Origin of the sequence: Shewanella sp. Shew256 (assembly GCF_002196695.1) — a bacterium.
Classification (GTDB): Bacteria; Pseudomonadota; Gammaproteobacteria; order Enterobacterales; family Shewanellaceae; genus Shewanella; species Shewanella mangrovisoli.
Genome location: NZ_NAJR01000027.1, coordinates 1 through 17,563, shown reverse-complemented (window position 1 = coordinate 17,563; position 17,563 = coordinate 1). Strand labels below are relative to the sequence as shown.

The window sequence follows — 17,563 nt, the reverse complement described above, 5'->3', positions numbered from 1 at the left end:
GCGCTGCTGTAATTCATAACGTGTAGCGCCACTGACGCTAGACCAAGTCACATTGAAGGCACCTGTTGCGTTAGTTGCTGGAACAGATATTGATGTCGGGGCCGATGGTGTTGTTGGTATAGAAGGGGTACCAACGAGAAGAGACGAACTATAACCACTACATAATGTGCCTTTACAAGCATTGATGCGATAGTAATATCCCGAGAGTGTTTTTCCGGAAAGATTAATATAACGGGCGTTTGTCCAGCCAGAACATACTGTTCCCGAGCCATCGCCAATGACAACAGCTCGTGCCATTAACATCGATGACGAACCGCCATCCGCATTACCCAGTCCTGTGTAAACGGTGCTCCACGAAACATTATCGGTTGATTCTTGGATATTTGCAGAGGTTATTTCACACCCAATGTACCAATGCAAATCAATCATTGAGTTTGATTTACTTCCGCTGAGCGTAGGTGTATCAGGAACCAGCGCCGCATAACTCGGTATAATCCATGCCAATCCAAGCAATAACATAAAAGCAGTAAACAATGTTTTACAGCGCAACGTTGTCAGCAGTGGTGACATGACATTCCCTTAGTGTAAGTTCCTTTTTTTGTCAAATCACAATACAAAATTAAAAACATCTTCACAACACTAACGAAACACTTTAATTATTCTAGGCGCTTACAAATGTTGTGATGACGTTTGCTACGATAAATAAGAAGTCATTGTTTACCGGCACCACAGATAACCGAGACAATATTGCTAAAAGTGCATATTGCCTCAGCGTCCTTACATTTCAATAGACTCAGATATTCGAAGTGCATCTTCAATCTCTACACCTAAGTAGCGGACGGTGTTATCTAACTTGACATGGCCAAGTAATATTTGAATGGCTCGAATATCTTTCGTTCTACGGTAAATCAATGTGGCTTTCGTTCGGCGCAGTGAATGCGTGCCGTATAATTCACTATTTTGGCCTAACTGATGCGCCCAGTTTTTGACTATAGCGCGGTAATAGCTGTAACTCATCGGTTGATGAGCACATCTTGGGCTTGGAAATATGTAGTCCTCTGCGATCAGCCTCTGTTCAAGTAACCAAGAGGTCAGACAATGTTGGGTTGGTGGTGTAATTTCAAACTGAACTTCACGATGGGTTTTACGCTGTGATAATCGCACTCGCGGATTGATGATGCCTGCCGAGGTAATGTCTTGAACTTTCAAATGCAGTAAGTCACAAGCGCGCAATTTTGAATCAATGGCTAAATTCAGTAACGCTAACTCAGCAATATTATGCTCTAACTCTAAACGAGTGCGAATGCGCCAAATCTCTTCCAGTTTAAAAGGTCGTTTTTGTCCCATGGGATGACCTTTATTCCAAGCGTCCATACCAACCTCCTCTGGTTGTGATGAATAGACACTTAAATTTTAGGAAATGGTGCGCTTAATTGAACACATATGGATTATAAAATCTCATGCATATATGCAATTAGAGTGGTGGGCAAAAATGGAGTGCTGAATTGCTTTGGGGCAAAATTGAGCTAGCTAGGCCAGCTAGATCGATGTGGGGTAATTCCTTTTATATAAACTAAGGCTTGCTCAAACCGATAATAGCACTATCTTTGTGAACCTATCTTTTTTACTGACTTAATAGCAGGTTCTTTAGATAAACTGTCTCAATTAGAGAAACTTACGACTGATCACATAAGGTACTTTTGGATGAACTCGTCTATCGGTAACGGTTTTCCAAACATATATCCTTGATAGCGCTCGATGTTTCTAGCCTTCAGATAATCAAATTGAGCCTGTGTCTCGACACCCTCCGCGAGTAAAATGACATCAAGACTCCGCGCGAGACTGATAATGTTATCCAGAATTTCTGTATTTCCACTTTCAATGGTCGCTACGTACATCATATCGATTTTGATTATGTCGATTTCAGTATCATGCAGGTACTTCAATGAGCAATGGCCAGTACCAAAATCATCTAATGCAACCAGAACATCTCGACTACGCAGTTCATGAATAGCTTTACGATATTTATCATTGCTGGAGAACTCTTTACGCTCAGTCATTTCGATAAGCAGACTAATGGGCTTATCGGCCATGGCCGACTGAAAATTTTCTATATCTTGGCATAGTGAATTGCTATCGAATTGGATTGGGCAGACGTTAAAGCCGACTCGAAAATGTTGTCTAGCTTCAGGCAAGTTGACCTTTGAAAAAGCTGACAGACACTTTTGCATAAGGAACGAAGTAATCTCTACGATTTGACCATTTTCTTCGACGCGGTCAATGAAATCAGCGGGAGATATTACGCCCTTTTTAGGGTGTATCCAGCGAACGAGTACCTCCCCTCCTGTAACTTCACCACAATCATTTACCACTGGTTGGATGTAGGGATGAAACTGATTTTGCTTTATCGCTTTACGTATTCGCCAATAATCTAGGCTAAAGGTATGCAAGTATCGAACTAAACTTTTAGCACTCATCAACATGATGAATGTCCAAGCAATTAGCAACACCCCATAGTTATAAAAAATATACTTTGCAAATGCAGTCGTTGAGATATCACTGTCGACAGAAAAGAATTGCTCCGAAGGCAGACGGTTCAGTTCATCAACGATGCGACCATCGGAATAAAAAGTGGCATTCTCAAATCGCATTACAGTCTGTAGAAACCGAGGAGCTCCCAGTGTTCTAAATACCGACTCAGGGTAAAGTGCTATGTACATTCCATAAAAGCGATTCTTTTCGAAGTGTAGTGAAAGGATTGCTTGCCGATGAGTGGGAAACAGCTCTGAAAAAGGAGTCTGAGTGACGTATCGTAGCTCAAGCTGTTTTCCTGATGCGTTCCAGTTCTTAATTTGTTTAAGCGTTTGCTTTGAGATGGAACTGCAAACAATGACTCCGCCGTGTGCAACATTAATACTGCGGATATAGGGAGAGGACAGTAAAAGCGGCATCGAATCTTGAAGGAAACGGTCACAATCGGTGATAGGGATAGATGGTGCTAACTTCCCCTCATAAAAATGTTGTATTTCTGAAATAACATCAGTCATTTGCTGACTAACCCAACTTTCTCTTTCTCTTGCTTCCGAATTTAATCGAGAAAACCCATAGGCAAATAGTAGTAAAACACCTATTAAATAAAGTGAAAAAACAAACACATAATCAAAGTGAGCATCTTTTTTTATCATATACCAGATCTACACCAACTGTGCTATTAGGGTTGAATATATAGCATATTTTTTAATATGTTATAATGCTACTCATTTACCTTATAACAGATAAAATAATCAAAACGTTAGGCACGACTAACACTAAAAACTGATTTTAGTCTGAAGTTAGTATACATATAGCCTCATAACATAACCCTTTGTTTATCACTAAAGATATTTACACTTACAGATTGTAATTTTGTACGCGAATCAGTTCTTTGCTACACAGTTTCCCTGAGCCGTGTGAATGAGTGCGAGTTGCAACCTCTTACGCTACATAACATCCTGTAGACGACCTAAAAGTGCGCTTCGAGCATGAGCAACCCTTGGCTGCCGTAAGGCGCTCGGTAACCAAATAAGGTTATAAATAATTTCAGTTTGCGTCCTTGGCGGCGGGATGAGCATTAACTCACCAGAGTTAAGTTGCTTTTGACATAAAAATTGCGGCAAAACGGACCAACCAATTCCTTGAACCAGTAGATTTCGGTGGGCTCGGAGATCTTGACCTACCATAGCGGGAATCAAATTGGACGCATCAATGCGGTTGGCGCTCAGCCAAGCATCTACTAATGATAATTCTAAGTTGTAGGCTAATAGCGGCTCTTGAAGAAGTGCACGATCAAATTCTTCCGCTTGTACTATGCGCTCAACTACCTTCGGTGAAGCGACGGCAATCACCTTATCTGTCAGCAAAATTTCGCTTTTCAAGCGATTATCCGTCACTGGATGAGCTGAGATCCCCAAGTCACAATGCCCCTCTAATAGCATTTGCGTGACCATGGGACCATCCCCTGTGTGCATCCGAACGCGAATACCCGCTTCAAGCAGTGGGGCTAATTCAGGCGCGAGATTTTCTGCCATAAAATCAGCATGGCCAATCAGTTGTAAAGCACCAGAGACATCACGAGAACGCGCTCTCGCAGACGCAAGGGCGGCTTCAGCCGCATCGAGTTTGTCACCAATATCAGCAGCCAATTCATCCGCAATAGAGGTCGGTAGTACCCCATTGACTTGACGCTCAAATAAAGGCCGACCGACAGCCACTTCAAGCCCTGCAATGTGTTGCGATACCGCGGGTTGCGTCAAATTGAGCATACGCGCCGCACCACTTATTGAGCGTTGTCGATAAACCTCAATAAACGTTCTTAGCCGGACTAACGACATATGACCCCATAAATTTATTTATACCCCAACCAAAATAGCATTGTTATCTTCGGCACTCAAAATTCTTTTATGCTTCATTCAACGCAAATTTACACATTCCGATTAAGGAGATAGTGATGTTGAAGAATGAACTTTATCGCGCAACTGCTACGGCAACCGGTGGACGAGATGGCTATGCAAGAACAGAAGATGGCTCACTCCATATTTGGTTAGGGGCTCCAAAAGAGCTTGGAGGGCGTGGTTTTGGTAATAACCCTGAGCAACTCTTCGCTGTGGGATATGCCGCTTGTTTTCTCAGCGCAATGAAAGCAGTTGTTGCAACCAATAAATTAGCCTATCCAAAGGTGCCAGATGACGCCAAAGTCACTGCACAAGTCGGTATAGGCACATTAGAAACACAGGGATATGGCCTCGCCATTACCCTCAACATTGACCTTCCAGGTATAGAAAAACAGCAGGCTCAAGCACTCGTTACAGCGGCACATCAAGTATGCCCTTACTCGAATGCCACCCGCGGCAACATTGACGTTCTACTGAACATTATTTGAGTCGAACCTAGTTCATGTGGATGGAGTAAAAACACCAATGAAGCAAACAAAACAAGAATTACTGAGCATACTTAGCGGCTTAAAAAGCTCACACCTCAAATTAGGCGTAACTGATGCGGCGGTTCGCCGTGACAGATTATTACGAGCAGTAAAACTACTCAGTGATAATCACATTCAGCTCACCGCCGCAATCAGTGCCGACTTTGGCCACCGCAGTGGCTATCAGTCACTGCTTGCTGATATCGCAAGCAGCATCAGTGCATTAAAGTTTGCCGCCGAGCATGTAGAGCAATGGATGCAACCTGAAATAGTGGCGGCGCCCGCTGACGGCATGCAAACCTGGATTGAGCAGCAACCGCTGGGCGTGGTGGGCATTATCAGCCCTTGGAATTTTCCACTGAATCTCGCATTCGGCCCTTTAGCGGGCGTGTTTGCCGCTGGTAATACTGCAATGCTGAAGCCTTCGGAGCTAACACCCAATACCTCATTACTACTTGCAGAATTGGTCGCTCGATACTTTGAGCCACACGAGTTGGTCGTGGTATTGGGTGATGCTGAAGTTGGGCAAGCATTTAGTTCTTTACCATTTGACCATTTGGTCTTTACGGGGAGCACCGCAGTTGGAAAGCATGTCATGCGTGCTGCGGCAGAAAACCTCGTTCCAGTGACGTTAGAGCTAGGCGGTAAATCCCCTGTAGTAATTGCAGAGGATGCAGATATTCAAGTCGCCGCTGAGCGCACAATGACGGTCAAAACATTTAATGCAGGCCAGATTTGTGTATCACCTGATTACATATTATTGCCTCAGGCAGCAGCTAGCGACTTTGTCACTGCGACACGCCGGTTTATGGCAGAGAACTTTCCAGCCATACAGCAAAATAATGATTACACTTCAATCATCAGTCAAAGACACTTTGAGCGCTTAGTAACCCTTATCCATGATGCCAAAGAAAAAGGAGCAGAAATCATCAGCCTAGCTCCCGCGGGTGAGCAAGACTTTGATGCCATAACACGCAAGATTGCCCCGCACATTATCTTAAATGTCACAGAGGATATGTTGGTGATGCAAGAGGAGATCTTTGGCCCACTCCTCCCAATCAAAATCTATCAACAGATTGATGAAGCGGTTGCATATATCAATGCACATCCAAGGCCACTCGCCGCTTATTATTTTGGAAATGACAGCAAACAGCAGCAAGCATTTTCCTTGAGGACAACTTCCGGTGCACTGGTGATTAACGACATCATGACCCATGCTTCTATCGATACCTTACCCTTTGGCGGCGTCGGGGCTTCTGGGATCGGTGCTTATCACGGTATCCACGGATTTAGACGTTTTACCCATGCCAAGCCCGTGGTTGTTCAAAGTGAAGATGGTGCCTCTAATTTACGTTTACGAGCTCCGTACCAACACAAACATGCCATGTTGAAATCGCTATTTACCGCTTAATGACACTGACTATTTTAATGACGCCCACTATATGGGATGAGGAAAACACATGAAAATTTTAATGGTACTAACTTCGCATAGTGAACTAGGAAACACTGGCCACAAGACCGGCTTTTGGTTAGAAGAGTTTGCAGCGCCCTATTATACCTTCAAAGATGCGGGTGCAGATATTGTGTTAGCGTCTCCTCTTGGTGGTCAACCGCCACTCGATCCCAAAAGCGCGCTCGAGGATTTTCAAACCGATTTAACCCATAGATTTAATCAAGATCCTGTAGCGCAACATGCTTTAGCGAATACGGTGAAATTAGAAACGGTTAAGGCAGCAGACTTTGATGCCGTGTTTTATCCAGGCGGTCACGGACCATTATGGGATTTAACCAACTCTAAAGAGTCAATTAAATTGATTGAAGCCTTTACAGCAGCCAACAAACCGACCGGATTTGTCTGTCACGCCCCAGCAGTATTACGCCACGTGACTACACCGAATGGTGAACTATTGATTAAGGGCCGTAAGGTAACAGGTTTTACGAATGGAGAGGAAGCGGATGTGCAACTGACAGACGTGGTTCCATTTTTGATTGAGGATGAGTTTATTCGTCTGGGAGCGAATTACCAAAAAATCGAAAATTGGGCGCCCTATGTGGTAGAAGATGGCCAGCTCATTACTGGTCAGAATCCTGCCAGCTCTGAAGCCGTGGCCATCACTCTGTTGAAGCATCTCTCTCAAGTATAAAGATGGCGGTACTCCACACCTGATGAAGCACTTCGGACTGGTTTTAAAGCCCTCACCCCAATGTTGAGGGCTTTCATCTTCACATCATTAACCTTGAGGGGTTACTGTGACTGTTGCACCACGTTCAGTGTAACTAACTGATGCTGCATAGGTTACATTTGTTTTATCAGTCACACTGATGTCAGCAAATTTACCTTCCAAATGAGCCGCGCTCATAATAGTGAAGCTGGTTGCCACCGTTAGCTTGGGAACCGTTAAGGCTAGAGACAAATCGTTTCCTGTAAGATAAATACCATCACTTGCAGAAATTTGTCCTTGGTGAGTTAAATCTAGCGCTAATGTCCCAGCGTTCATGACGAAGTTGGATACTTGTAACGCACCTTCAGTATTGCTTGTTGCACCTGCTGGAATTGCAACTTTGATAGCTCCACCTTGCTGGTAAAGTGTGTGACTACCAAATGCTGATGAGGAAGCAGCCACTAAAGTGCCATCCTGTACCAAAGTGCCACCGCTATAAGAGTTGTTGCCCGCAAGAATAAGCATTCCTGTACCACTCTTTTCTAAGCGTCCTTCTCCAGAAATGTCATTATACCAACGGTCTACAGCATTAAATCCGCCAAGACTTGCGTTCATATTAATTGAAATATTGCTATCGAAGGCACCAAAGCCATCTGCGGCATCAACAAGGTTCAGACGTCCCCAACCACGGGATTTATTAATCACTGGGTAGTTAGAATCTATTTCGGTAGATGCTAACACTTGGCGACGTTGGTTTGCGTCTAAGTACGGGAAACGAGTTTTTAACAGTATTTCAGCACCTTTGGGTACAACGGGTTCGGCATTTGGTTCCGACAACGGTGAGAATCCATAAGTCAAACTTGCGCGATAGCGAGTTTTCATCTCGGCACGATCGGCATACCCATCAGACAAATTACATGTTCTAGCGGTGTTCGTCGTGCAGTGAGCGTAATCATAAACATTGTCGTAACCCGCTTCTTGCGCCTTAGCAAGGAAGTAAGCTTGAGCTTGTGACACTGCTGCATCAGACGCGGCTTCGTTGCCACTGTCAGCTAACATCGCGGCAGAAATTGCCGTTGCCATAATGCGGCCACCAATGACATCTAATGGTGAATGCATACCCGCCACAATACGACTCGTTCCCAGATCACCAGCCCTTGCAACCATTTCTGCGAAACGTTCTGGAATGGCATAGGCATAGATTAAGCCTCGGTCAAAAGCTTCTGCGGTGTGACCACTAGGGAAAGCACCATCTTTAGCGCGGCTCGAATAGAGTGCAGGTAATGCATCTACCGCTGTTTCACTTGCTCCTTCAAACTCACTGAAGCTATTGGGAATACCATCATTGTCAGAGTCTTTTCCATAGTATGTAGTACGTGCAGCGCACAGCAGACCCGGCATAGGAATAGCAATAGGATTTGCAGGACGTTCATAGTACTTATAAACATCGACAGATGCTCCATCAAGACCCAAACAAGCGTTTGTCTCCAGTGCATGAACGTCAGTTATCGCACTCGCGATGGTTGAAGAAGGGTCAGAGAAGTTTGCAGTGCTGTAATCATCGGCACTAATGCGCCAAGGGCGAGGCGATTGGAAATGATATTTAGGCGCTTCTGTTGAAGCACCGTATGCTGCAACGGTTTGCAGCAATTTCACTACATCACTCAGGGCCGTAGCCTGTTCGTTAAGTGTCGTCGTGCCAAATCCTGTACGAGTTGAGTTAGCCAGCAGGTTATATAGATCCCCGTTGTATTTCACATTGGCAATATCGAGAACGGTAGCATCACCGTTGACACTATCAGTCAGTACGACATCGCCATTGGCATTAACACTAAATGAAGATGTCGCATTGGCACCGCTGCGATAGTCATTAGCCATTGGCCCCAAGCCAGACGTGATACTAAAACCTTTGTCACGCTGATCGTCTAAGTATGCTGCGACCATTTCTGCTTTAGAAGCTTCTTCTGTACGTTTTTTCACATAGTCGAAGTTTTCTTGCCACACCTTTCTATTTAGAATTTTCTCATTGCTAAAATCCAATGGAATTGCATAACTGGTGCTATTCGTACCCCCACCAACAACACCAGGATAGGCTTCATAACCCTCAGCAACCGATTTCGATTCAGAAGAGCCGGTTAAAGCCCAAGTATCATCGCCAACATACCAAATATCATCGAAACCTTTAAGAATTTGAATTAATGGGTTTACTGATGGGTCGTAAGCCACAACGTTGCCATTATTGTTCGTCACAGGAATATGCCCATCAACGACAGCAATGTCGGTTCCAGATAACGAGGGTTCTGCAATGAATGAGGATGCAGATGTTCCGGTCGGTACACCTGGATTTATGAATGATACATCTTTGTCATCAGACGAGTTACAGGCAGCAAGGGCTAAAGCAACGGCACTGACAGCAAATACCTTAACACATGACTTATTCGTCATAGTTTAAAATCCTTATTTGATCTTGGAATATAGAGTGAGGGATTCAGTCGTTCTAAGCAGTTTGGAAAACTAACTATTCAAGATGACAGAAGCGTGACGGATAAATGACAATGACCAGTTAAAAATGAAAATCATTTAACAGCCAAAGGGGAAGGCTGTTGTAGTTAAATGCAATTTTATTTTTTAACTTTAAATTCTGATAGTTACACCTTAAACAATTTGCAAACACAATTGTGCTTTATACTTTCGAGGGCAATAATTTGGCAGCGGTGCCGATTTCATCGTAGCAAACATGGCAATGTGCATAGAGTCTGTTTAAAGGGAGATTTGTAAAGAATTAGCCGACTTTTGAGCTTACCGATGCAATCTTTTCAAAGCTATTGGCGTGAACTTGGACCGTGCTGGCTATCTTTTCAGGGCAACCGACTCGAGCTTTTGGGGACAGCTTACCAAGAAACATAACCCTACAATAAGTTTGCGAGTTAAATCATGATCTAATGATAGGCATGGGATACTGACTCATTCATCAATATACAGGAGAGTGAACATAGCATCTTTATCGATTGCATTTTTCAGGTTTGCTTCGCAAACAACAGAATCAATATGAAATCAACAACAAATGCAGACTCCAACACCTCTTTCCATTGGCAATAGACTGGGTTTATCCGTATACAATTAGAGATTTAAACTCGATAATAGTTACAATCAATCTAAAAGGTATACCTAATGTCTACATTAAATTCAGACGAATCGTTTCGAGGGATCACAACCTTTGTCGTCGCAGCCAATTCTTGCAGTTTTACAGAAGCGAGTGAAAAATTAGGGATCACTAAATCCGCAGTCGGGAAAAGTATTGCAAGGCTAGAAGAACGCTTAGGCACTAAACTCTTCCATCGTTCAACAAGAAAACTCAGCCTAACTGGAGATGGTGAAGCTTATCTGTCCAGTTGCACAACTGCTTTGGAAATCCTCGATTCGGCAGAAAACTCTCTAAGCCGTCGTAAAGATAATCCATCAGGCGTCATCCGTATTGATATGCCAGCATTTTTTGGACGTCATTTAATGATGCCAATCCTGACTGATTTTTCCAAACAGTACCCTGATATAAGATTTGAGATGTCATTCAATGATCGTCTTGTCGATCCCGTGGAAGAGGGTTTAGATTTAGTATTACGATTCAGTGAATTAAAGAGTACAAATGAGTTAAAGTCGCGCTGTTTAAGCGACCAAAATCTGTATTTGTGTGCAACGCCGACATACTTCAAACAACACGGAACACCAATACATCTCGACGATCTCACCAACCATAGTTGTATTATGGGGTATCGATGTCGGGCACCTTTAGCATGGAAATTTAAGGACAAAGAAGGTAAAACCATTCAATATGTCTCTGATAAACCTCACCAAATCGGTGATGGTGATGCATTGTTGAAGGCTTGCTTAGGTCATATGGGGATCGTCCAGCTTCCCGAAAGTATGGTTAGGGAGCACATTGACACTGGTGCGCTTATTCCAATATTGCTTGAAAACATGCCACAACCTGTTGCTCTACACATCTTGTGGCCATGCACTAAACATCTAGTACCAAAAGTTCGTTTACTTGTTGATGTGCTCATCCAAAAAGCAAGAGAAGGCCATTTCGACAAGTAGAATTAAACTCTACATTAAGTGGAAATCAGACTTATTTATCAACTCAGACGTTACGATTAAACTTATTTCAATAAATATTTAATCGATTTTTTGAGGAATAAGATCATGCCACTTGCACTCTGGGCGCTGGCGATAGGCGCCTTTGGTATTGGTACCACTGAGTTTGTCATTGCTGGACTGCTACCTGCCATAGCCGCAGAATTTCAAATATCCATCCCCATAGCGGGCTATTTAGCAACCTCGTACGCATTAGGGGTGTTTTTTGGTGCACCAGCCCTAATCATTTTTGGCGCTAAGATCCCGCGTAAAACCATGCTAATGATTGTGATGGTACTTTTTATCATAGGAAATTTAATCACAGCATTTGCTCCTACCTTAGGTGCCGCAATACTGGGGCGTATTATTACTTCACTGGCCCATGGTGTATTTTTTGGTATTGGCTCTATTATTGCTGCGGATATGGTTGTGCCATCAAAGCGTATTCAAGCAATTGCTTTCATGTTCATGGGATTAACGACCGCAAATCTTGTAGGCGTTCCAGTAGGAACTTGGATTGGTGAACACTTAACTTGGCGTCTGACATTTGGTCTTGTTGCTGTAGTTGGCTGTCTTACAGTACTGAGTGTTTGGCGACTAATCCCACATCAAGAGGCCCCAAAGGGTCAACGTTTTTCCAAAGAAGTTAAGGCTTTCAGTAACATTAATGTGCTCTTAGCTATGGGGATCACCGTTTTGGGGCCAGGCGCATTTTTTACTTCTATTACTTATATCGCCCCGATGATGACTGACATTGCGGGTTTTAGTAGCTCTAGCATAACTTGGCTGATGCTAGTGTTTGGATTGGGTCTGTGTGTCGGCAATCAACTTGGAGGTAAATACGCAGACAAAGCATTAATGCCGATGCTTTATATCACATTAGGTGCACAAGCGATTGTCCTATTTGCCTTTACCTATGCCGTTCACAGTCAAATCATGTCTATCATTTGTATTTTTCTAATGGCCGCATTTGGGTTTGCAACCGTTTCTCCTATTCAAAAGCTCGTAATGGATAAAGCAAAAGCTGCTGGAGCATCCACATTAGCTTCTGCAATCAATATCGGTGTATTTAACTTAGGTAATGCCGTGGGAGCTTGGTTTGGCGGGTATGTCATCACGGCGGGTTTTGGATTGCAATCTCCTAACTGGGCCGGTGGATTACTTTCTGTTGGGGCTCTGATACTAGCCATCCTTTCAGGAATAACAGATAAATCTGATGGTACAGAACCCGTATCGGCATGAATCAAGCTGACAAGCCTACTTATGATAAGGTTGTCGAATGACTCCTTGCCATATAAATAGTCGTTTAACCTTATCAAAGTAAGTTGGTGTTCAAGGGTTGCTTATGATGTAGTATTTTAGAGAGCGTCTGCTCCCTATTATTGGTTCCTGTAGATCAGGGTATGTTTGTGCTATCCGTAGTTTACGAAACTGAAGATTGGATCACTCATTCACAGGTCCAAGTAGAGTTAATCATGGATGTTATGAGTTATCAAATGGAGGTAATTTTGAAAAAAATGATTATGATGTTTTTAATCAGCTTTGCAATATCTGGTTGCACATCATTGAATGAAGTTAAACTTGATCCAATTCCCGCAGAAAGCTATGTGGGGGAAAAAGTAAAAATCACGACTATTTCAGATGAAATATTTGAATTCAAAGTTGAAAATGTAACTGAGCTAACTCTATCTGGAGAAGGAAAGTCTATAGATATCAATAGTATTAAGAAGATTGAAGTAAAGGAATTCAGTGCAGTTAAATCAATTTCCTTATCAACTGGGCTATATATGCTAGGTGCAGTCATTATAGCGGTTATTGCATTGTAAAGTATTATGAGCACAGCACTAAACAGACTGTTGAAATATATTGGGGTCACTGTCTGTTTAGCTTACGCTTTGAGAACACCACTAATTTAACAAGTTACCTCCCCTGCTTCTAGTTTGTTCGTTAGCAAAAGCATTCTACAGAGCTTTCATAGCATCAAATTCGGGTGTTCTCGTAGTTCCTTTTAATTAACATTGCAGAAACAACTTCCCTACATCGACCAGTAGTTACATAGCAATGATAAGGCTATAGGATAACAATAAAATCAATTTTTTATGTGCGTGATAACATCTCCTACATTGCAGTCAAAATAGGTACATAGCGAGTCAATTGCTTTAGTTGTTGTCGAATACTCATAGCTAGGGTTCATCATCTTCGATAATGCTGTACGGTTAACCCCTGTCGAGTCTGAAACCTCTTGAAGTGTAATTTTTCGTCTTTCTTTAAATTCTTTTTCTGCTATTAACTCTTTGATTTTAAATCGAATCACTTTAATTAACCTCTATATGAGCAAAAATAACCCTAAATGTTCCTTGCAAGAACAAAAGATAAGTGATTAAATGTTCCTGCATGGAACATTTTGGGTAACTAAAGAACGCTTAGGGGTTATATGAAACAAACTTTACTCAATGCCAAAGAACTTTCTCATAGAATAAAGTTTAGTGCGGCATATATCAATCATACATTGAAAGATAGTGTCTTCATTGAAGGTATTCATTACATCAAACCTTTTGGTGGTAGAAAAATTTTTTACATTTGGGAAGAAATAGAGATTGAGCTTTTTAGGAAAGCACAACGAAGCAAAATTATTGTACCAATGGCACGTCGAGGTGTTTGCCATGGGTAACATTAGAGCTCGCGCTGGAAAACTATTTTTTGATTTCACTTACAAAGGGATCCGATGTAGAGAGCAAACGGTTTTGATTGATAATCGATTAAACAGATCAAAATTGACCAATATTATGAATACTATCGAAGCTGAAATTCGACTGAATCGATTTGTATTTAAATCATATTTCCCTTCCAGCTCAAGATGTAGTCAATTTGCAGAATATGACATCGGGGTTCAACAGCATTTAGCTGAAAATAATGAGCCTTTGACTGTAAATATTATGTCAAATATCCCAACATTCGAAGAGTTTGTAGGCGAATGGGTTCTAGAAAACAAGATCCAATGGAAAAAGAGTCATTATAAGAATATACAGATGATAATTGAATGTTATTTATTACCTGTATTTGGTCACATTAGATTAGATGAGATTACAAGGCCAAGTTTAATTAAATTTAGAGCTTCTATTTCTGAGTCTAGACGTCCCGGCGCGACAGAAAAACTTAGTAACGATTGGATTAATCATGTAATGACGCCACTACGAGGGATCTTAAATGAAGCGGCATTACGATTTGATTTCCCTACTCCATTTATAAATATCAAGCCTTTAAGAATCGATAAAACGGTCATCGAGCCATTTTCTCTACAAGAAGTACAATATTTTTTAGAGAAAATTCGAGATGATTATAGAAATTATTATACCGTTAGGTTTTTTACTGCTATGCGAACAGCTGAAATCGATGGATTAAAGTGGCAATTTGTTAATTTAGAACGTAATGAAATCTTAATCCAAGAAACACTTGTTGACGGCAATATTGAAACCCCAAAAACATCAGCCTCTTATCGTAGTATTCAATTATCACAACCTGTAGTTGATGCATTAAAAAGACAACGAAAAGTAACAGGCAATAATGCTTATGTATTTTGCAATGCAAATGGTAATCCTTTAGAGCACCGTAATGTTACGAAACGAATTTGGTACCCCGCTTTAGACGAAATGCGCTTAAAAAGAAGACGCCCTTACCAAACAAGACATACTTGTGCAACGTTATGGCTAGCAGCAGGTGAAAACCCTGAATGGATAGCTAAACAAATGGGGCACAGCACAACAAAAATGTTGTTTGAGGTTTATAGCCGTTATGTTCCAAACGCGACTCGACAAGATGGTAGTGCATTCGACCGACTCATTCAGCATGTTAATTTCGACTTCAATCAGGAGAGTTAAGATGAGTAAGTCAATATTTGTATGGATAAAAAGCATTAAGTTTAGTGCAAATCTGCCAACTGCGAATTGTGAGTTTATTGCATCCAACAATCTAATTAATGCGATAACATCAGCTGAAATAGCAAGGAATTGCCAAGTTGATTATGGCTTGGCGCAAATAATGGTATCTCATGATTATCATGGCAATACTGTTATTTGTACGATAAAAATCGTGCCCACCAAATGTACAGAACAGAAATACAGTCAAATGGTCAGTCTTGTTAACGAGCTCAAAGAAAGTTTAGTTGGCCGATTTCTTAGATTGCTTAGCTTAGTGACGATTGATGAACTTCAGCCATTTGCCGAATTTATTCTGAATAGAGAGGATATCCTTAAATTATTCATGAGCTCAGAAGCTAGCTTTAGACATCATCATTGTTATAAGAGTGGCTTGTTTGAACACAGTATTGAAGTAGCTGAAATGACTTATCAGAATGCAAAACACTTAGGCCACTCCGAGATAGAATGTCAGATAGGGCTTGTTGCTGCACTATTTCATGATATTGGAAAAATTTACCCAGCTTTAAACATGAACAATAATAAATACTGTGCAGGGCCCCATGAGAGTTATGCCTTTGCTCTATTGGCAAAACCTTTAGGTGAGCTCGGTACGTTAAACAGCCGCGTTTTTTCAATGTTAAGTGATCTTTTAGCTGTAAAACCGTATGGCCATAAAGCTCGATATGCTATCGAACATGTATTAAAGCAAGCAGATCGTACATCAGCTGAATCTAATTTTGCCAAAACTCAATTTAACACACTTCCACCACATTACTACTTTACCAAAGTTGATGGAAATCTAATTTATAGATTGAATAGTTTATAGTCGACAAATAAAAAATAAGCATCACTAGATGATATACCATAGACATTAAAGTAAGATGATATAAAATTTTATTTTATGATTTTTTTAAAAATGAAAAGATCAACCTATTGAATTATATTTTATTTCTTTTCACTGTAGCTCAAAATTAATATGAAATGTAAAAAGCTAAACAAACTCCGATGGCGCTGTACACGTTTGTATGTGTTATTAACTATTGATATTTCTAGGAATCCATTGCCATCATGCTTTCCTAAGAATCGCCCTTCGCCTTCACTCCCGATGATAAAATTTTTTTCACTAAAACCATAATCAATAATAGTTTTTACCCATCTTTCTTTAATTCTGTTTGCAGTATCAAGAGGAAGGCCTGCTCTATGATATTTAAACCTTAGATGGCGATCTTTTAGTCCTAACAACTGACAAAAACGGATAAACATTCTAGAAACTTTGGAGTCTGGGCACCTCAAGGCATTACTCTTCCCTGGGACTGCGTAATTCAGAATCTCTACTCCTAGTCTAATATTTTCTAAGGTCACCACCCCCTCGGTTATAATGTTATCCAATTTATTACATAAAAATGTAAATACTCGTGTTGAATTGGCTAAATTTTTATTTTGCTGAATATTGGCAACCGAAATTTCTATACGTGGAAATTTGGGGATTAAGGGTAAGCGCTTACCTCTACGAGGATATTTCATATGAATAGCCTCGGCATTACTGAGTAGCTTTTGTAATTGCTCTAATGGAACCGCGTAGTGTGCGGCAACTTCGATGATCGATGATGTATTTAACGCATTTAATGCGTTAGCCCAAGTTAGACTACTGATCGTTAAGTCTGTTTTTATATTGGCAGAGAAGTTCGCCAAACTTGGCATCACTAAGTTGACTGTTTCAGGTGCAGGTTTAATGTCAAGTTTGTGCATTACTTCCTGAGTATAGTACGTTATGCGCTCAGCTAGACTCAACCCTGGTTCAAGGGGTTGCAGTATCACACGACCTACGCACTCTGATGTAAAGTATTTTGTCAGTTCAAAGCACGAATTGTGCTGCAAGTAATACAGAAGGTCTGTTAAATGAAGGTAACTATTAAGCGTCGATTGAACGTCTTTATGGCCCATCATATGAGACAGGATAAACATTTTCTTGCGGGTGTTATCATTATAGCGGAGACGAGTTTGCAACCTTTTTAGGTACTTTTCATCAAAAATTTCATCATTGAACAAGGTTAAATGTCGCCTGCCTACCGTTATAAGGTTGGCATTCAAACGACACCAAGTCCAATTAGCAAAACTATGTCGTAAATGATGTACACGTAAACTTTGGTCTTGGGTGTAATGACGCATTAAGTCTGTTATCAAATCATAAGCCTGATTCACTCTTCTCTGATTATCAAATAGTAAGGTGCTATTCTTAGCCCCAGCTCCATTGACGATTCGATAAGTGCCCCCTGTGTCAGGATTGTTGTCACCCCTAAATAATCATTATTTTTAAAGACAGGGTGCGGCAAAAGAGAACAAAATGGCTCGGTATTCACCAGAACGTAAAGAGGCGATCCTTAAAAAATTATTAC

At 41.4% G+C, this 17,563-nt stretch carries 16 protein-coding genes; 9 read left to right on the top strand and 7 right to left on the bottom strand.

Features of this window, described 5'->3' with window-relative positions:
* The 4 genes from B5P39_RS24600 to B5P39_RS23750 form a co-directional block, all read right to left on the bottom strand.
* On the bottom strand, nt 1-570 hold a 570-nt coding region (locus B5P39_RS24600; protein WP_140418352.1), incomplete at its 3' end, for a hypothetical protein.
* 207 nt (nt 571-777) lie between these two features.
* Entirely contained in the window at nt 778-1,374 is a 597-nt protein-coding gene (locus B5P39_RS23760; protein WP_088213121.1) for a tyrosine-type recombinase/integrase, read from the bottom strand.
* A 311-nt stretch (nt 1,375-1,685) separates the two neighbouring features.
* Entirely contained in the window at nt 1,686-3,185 is a 1,500-nt protein-coding gene (locus B5P39_RS23755; RefSeq protein ID WP_088213120.1) for an EAL domain-containing protein, read from the bottom strand.
* Between the two features lie 294 nt (nt 3,186-3,479).
* Nucleotides 3,480-4,370 carry a LysR family transcriptional regulator gene (locus B5P39_RS23750; RefSeq protein ID WP_088213119.1) on the bottom strand — a complete coding sequence of 297 codons (891 nt, stop codon included), beginning with the start codon at nt 4,368-4,370 and terminating at the stop codon, nt 3,480-3,482.
* A gap of 116 nt (nt 4,371-4,486) precedes the next feature.
* On the opposite strand from B5P39_RS23750, the gene B5P39_RS23745 reads away from it, so the two are divergent.
* The 3 genes from B5P39_RS23745 to B5P39_RS23735 are packed head-to-tail and all read left to right on the top strand — an operon-like array spanning nt 4,487 to nt 7,101.
* Nucleotides 4,487-4,918, top strand: coding sequence for an organic hydroperoxide resistance protein (locus B5P39_RS23745; protein ID WP_088213118.1), 432 nt, complete (start codon nt 4,487-4,489; stop codon nt 4,916-4,918).
* Nucleotides 4,919-4,955: 37 nt separating this feature from the next.
* Complete coding sequence (locus tag B5P39_RS23740) at nt 4,956-6,368, top strand: coniferyl aldehyde dehydrogenase (protein WP_088213117.1); 1,413 nt, start codon at nt 4,956-4,958, stop codon at nt 6,366-6,368.
* Between the two features lie 49 nt (nt 6,369-6,417).
* Nucleotides 6,418-7,101, top strand: coding sequence for a type 1 glutamine amidotransferase domain-containing protein (locus tag B5P39_RS23735; protein ID WP_088213116.1), 684 nt, complete (start codon nt 6,418-6,420; stop codon nt 7,099-7,101).
* Between the two features lie 87 nt (nt 7,102-7,188).
* On the opposite strand, the gene B5P39_RS23730 is transcribed toward B5P39_RS23735, so the two are convergent.
* Entirely contained in the window at nt 7,189-9,564 is a 2,376-nt protein-coding gene (locus B5P39_RS23730; RefSeq protein WP_088213115.1) for a phosphatase PAP2 family protein, read from the bottom strand.
* A 726-nt stretch (nt 9,565-10,290) separates the two neighbouring features.
* Between B5P39_RS23730 and B5P39_RS23725 the strand changes: the two genes are divergently transcribed.
* The 3 genes from B5P39_RS23725 to B5P39_RS23715 all read left to right on the top strand — a co-directional run bounded on the left by B5P39_RS23725 (nt 10,291) and on the right by B5P39_RS23715 (nt 13,076).
* Nucleotides 10,291-11,214 (top strand): LysR family transcriptional regulator, encoded by a 924-nt coding sequence (locus B5P39_RS23725; protein WP_088213114.1) that lies wholly within the window; start codon nt 10,291-10,293, stop codon nt 11,212-11,214.
* A 105-nt stretch (nt 11,215-11,319) separates the two neighbouring features.
* Nucleotides 11,320-12,492 (top strand): MFS transporter, encoded by a 1,173-nt coding sequence (locus B5P39_RS23720; RefSeq protein WP_088213113.1) that lies wholly within the window; start codon nt 11,320-11,322, stop codon nt 12,490-12,492.
* 233 nt (nt 12,493-12,725) lie between these two features.
* Nucleotides 12,726-13,076, top strand: a complete 351-nt coding sequence (locus B5P39_RS23715; RefSeq protein ID WP_254915856.1) for a hypothetical protein — start codon at nt 12,726-12,728, stop codon at nt 13,074-13,076.
* Nucleotides 13,077-13,339: 263 nt separating this feature from the next.
* On the opposite strand, the gene B5P39_RS23710 is transcribed toward B5P39_RS23715, so the two are convergent.
* Nucleotides 13,340-13,564 (bottom strand): helix-turn-helix domain-containing protein, encoded by a 225-nt coding sequence (locus tag B5P39_RS23710; RefSeq protein WP_088213112.1) that lies wholly within the window; start codon nt 13,562-13,564, stop codon nt 13,340-13,342.
* 120 nt (nt 13,565-13,684) lie between these two features.
* Here B5P39_RS23710 and B5P39_RS23705 point away from each other — a divergent pair, with 120 nt between their 5' ends.
* From B5P39_RS23705 to B5P39_RS23695, 3 genes are read left to right on the top strand one after another with little or no spacing between them, the layout of a single operon-like run.
* On the top strand, nt 13,685-13,921 hold the full coding sequence (locus B5P39_RS23705; RefSeq protein WP_088213111.1) for a hypothetical protein: 237 nt from the start codon (nt 13,685-13,687) through the stop codon (nt 13,919-13,921).
* Nucleotides 13,914-15,128 carry a site-specific integrase gene (locus B5P39_RS23700; RefSeq protein ID WP_088213110.1) on the top strand — a complete coding sequence of 405 codons (1,215 nt, stop codon included), beginning with the start codon at nt 13,914-13,916 and terminating at the stop codon, nt 15,126-15,128. The genes B5P39_RS23705 and B5P39_RS23700 overlap by 8 nt, the downstream gene beginning before the upstream one ends.
* Before the next feature lies 1 nt (nt 15,129).
* Nucleotides 15,130-15,993 carry an HDIG domain-containing metalloprotein gene (locus B5P39_RS23695; RefSeq protein ID WP_176400028.1) on the top strand — a complete coding sequence of 288 codons (864 nt, stop codon included), beginning with the start codon at nt 15,130-15,132 and terminating at the stop codon, nt 15,991-15,993.
* 119 nt (nt 15,994-16,112) lie between these two features.
* Here B5P39_RS23695 and B5P39_RS23690 read toward each other — a convergent pair whose 3' ends face one another.
* Nucleotides 16,113-17,336 (bottom strand): hypothetical protein, encoded by a 1,224-nt coding sequence (locus B5P39_RS23690; RefSeq protein ID WP_176400027.1) that lies wholly within the window; start codon nt 17,334-17,336, stop codon nt 16,113-16,115.
* Nucleotides 17,337-17,563 lie beyond the last annotated feature (227 nt).

Bases quoted from the DNA above. Each gene is read 5' to 3' on its own strand.
- B5P39_RS23700 (WP_088213110.1), top strand. From the start codon at position 13,914: ATGGGTAACATTAGAGCTCGCGCTGGAAAACTATTTTTTGATTTCACT.
- B5P39_RS23730 (WP_088213115.1), bottom strand. From the start codon at position 9,564: ATGACGAATAAGTCATGTGTTAAGGTATTTGCTGTCAGTGCCGTTGCT.
- B5P39_RS23690 (WP_176400027.1), bottom strand. From the start codon at position 17,336: ATGCGTCATTACACCCAAGACCAAAGTTTACGTGTACATCATTTACGA.
- B5P39_RS23715 (WP_254915856.1), top strand. From the start codon at position 12,726: ATGGATGTTATGAGTTATCAAATGGAGGTAATTTTGAAAAAAATGATT.
- B5P39_RS23750 (WP_088213119.1), bottom strand. From the start codon at position 4,370: ATGTCGTTAGTCCGGCTAAGAACGTTTATTGAGGTTTATCGACAACGC.
- B5P39_RS23740 (WP_088213117.1), top strand. From the start codon at position 4,956: ATGAAGCAAACAAAACAAGAATTACTGAGCATACTTAGCGGCTTAAAA.
- B5P39_RS23745 (WP_088213118.1), top strand. From the start codon at position 4,487: ATGTTGAAGAATGAACTTTATCGCGCAACTGCTACGGCAACCGGTGGA.
- B5P39_RS23695 (WP_176400028.1), top strand. From the start codon at position 15,130: ATGAGTAAGTCAATATTTGTATGGATAAAAAGCATTAAGTTTAGTGCA.
- B5P39_RS23725 (WP_088213114.1), top strand. From the start codon at position 10,291: ATGTCTACATTAAATTCAGACGAATCGTTTCGAGGGATCACAACCTTT.
- B5P39_RS23705 (WP_088213111.1), top strand. From the start codon at position 13,685: ATGAAACAAACTTTACTCAATGCCAAAGAACTTTCTCATAGAATAAAG.
- B5P39_RS23735 (WP_088213116.1), top strand. From the start codon at position 6,418: ATGAAAATTTTAATGGTACTAACTTCGCATAGTGAACTAGGAAACACT.
- B5P39_RS23755 (WP_088213120.1), bottom strand. From the start codon at position 3,185: ATGATAAAAAAAGATGCTCACTTTGATTATGTGTTTGTTTTTTCACTT.
- B5P39_RS23760 (WP_088213121.1), bottom strand. From the start codon at position 1,374: ATGGACGCTTGGAATAAAGGTCATCCCATGGGACAAAAACGACCTTTT.
- B5P39_RS23720 (WP_088213113.1), top strand. From the start codon at position 11,320: ATGCCACTTGCACTCTGGGCGCTGGCGATAGGCGCCTTTGGTATTGGT.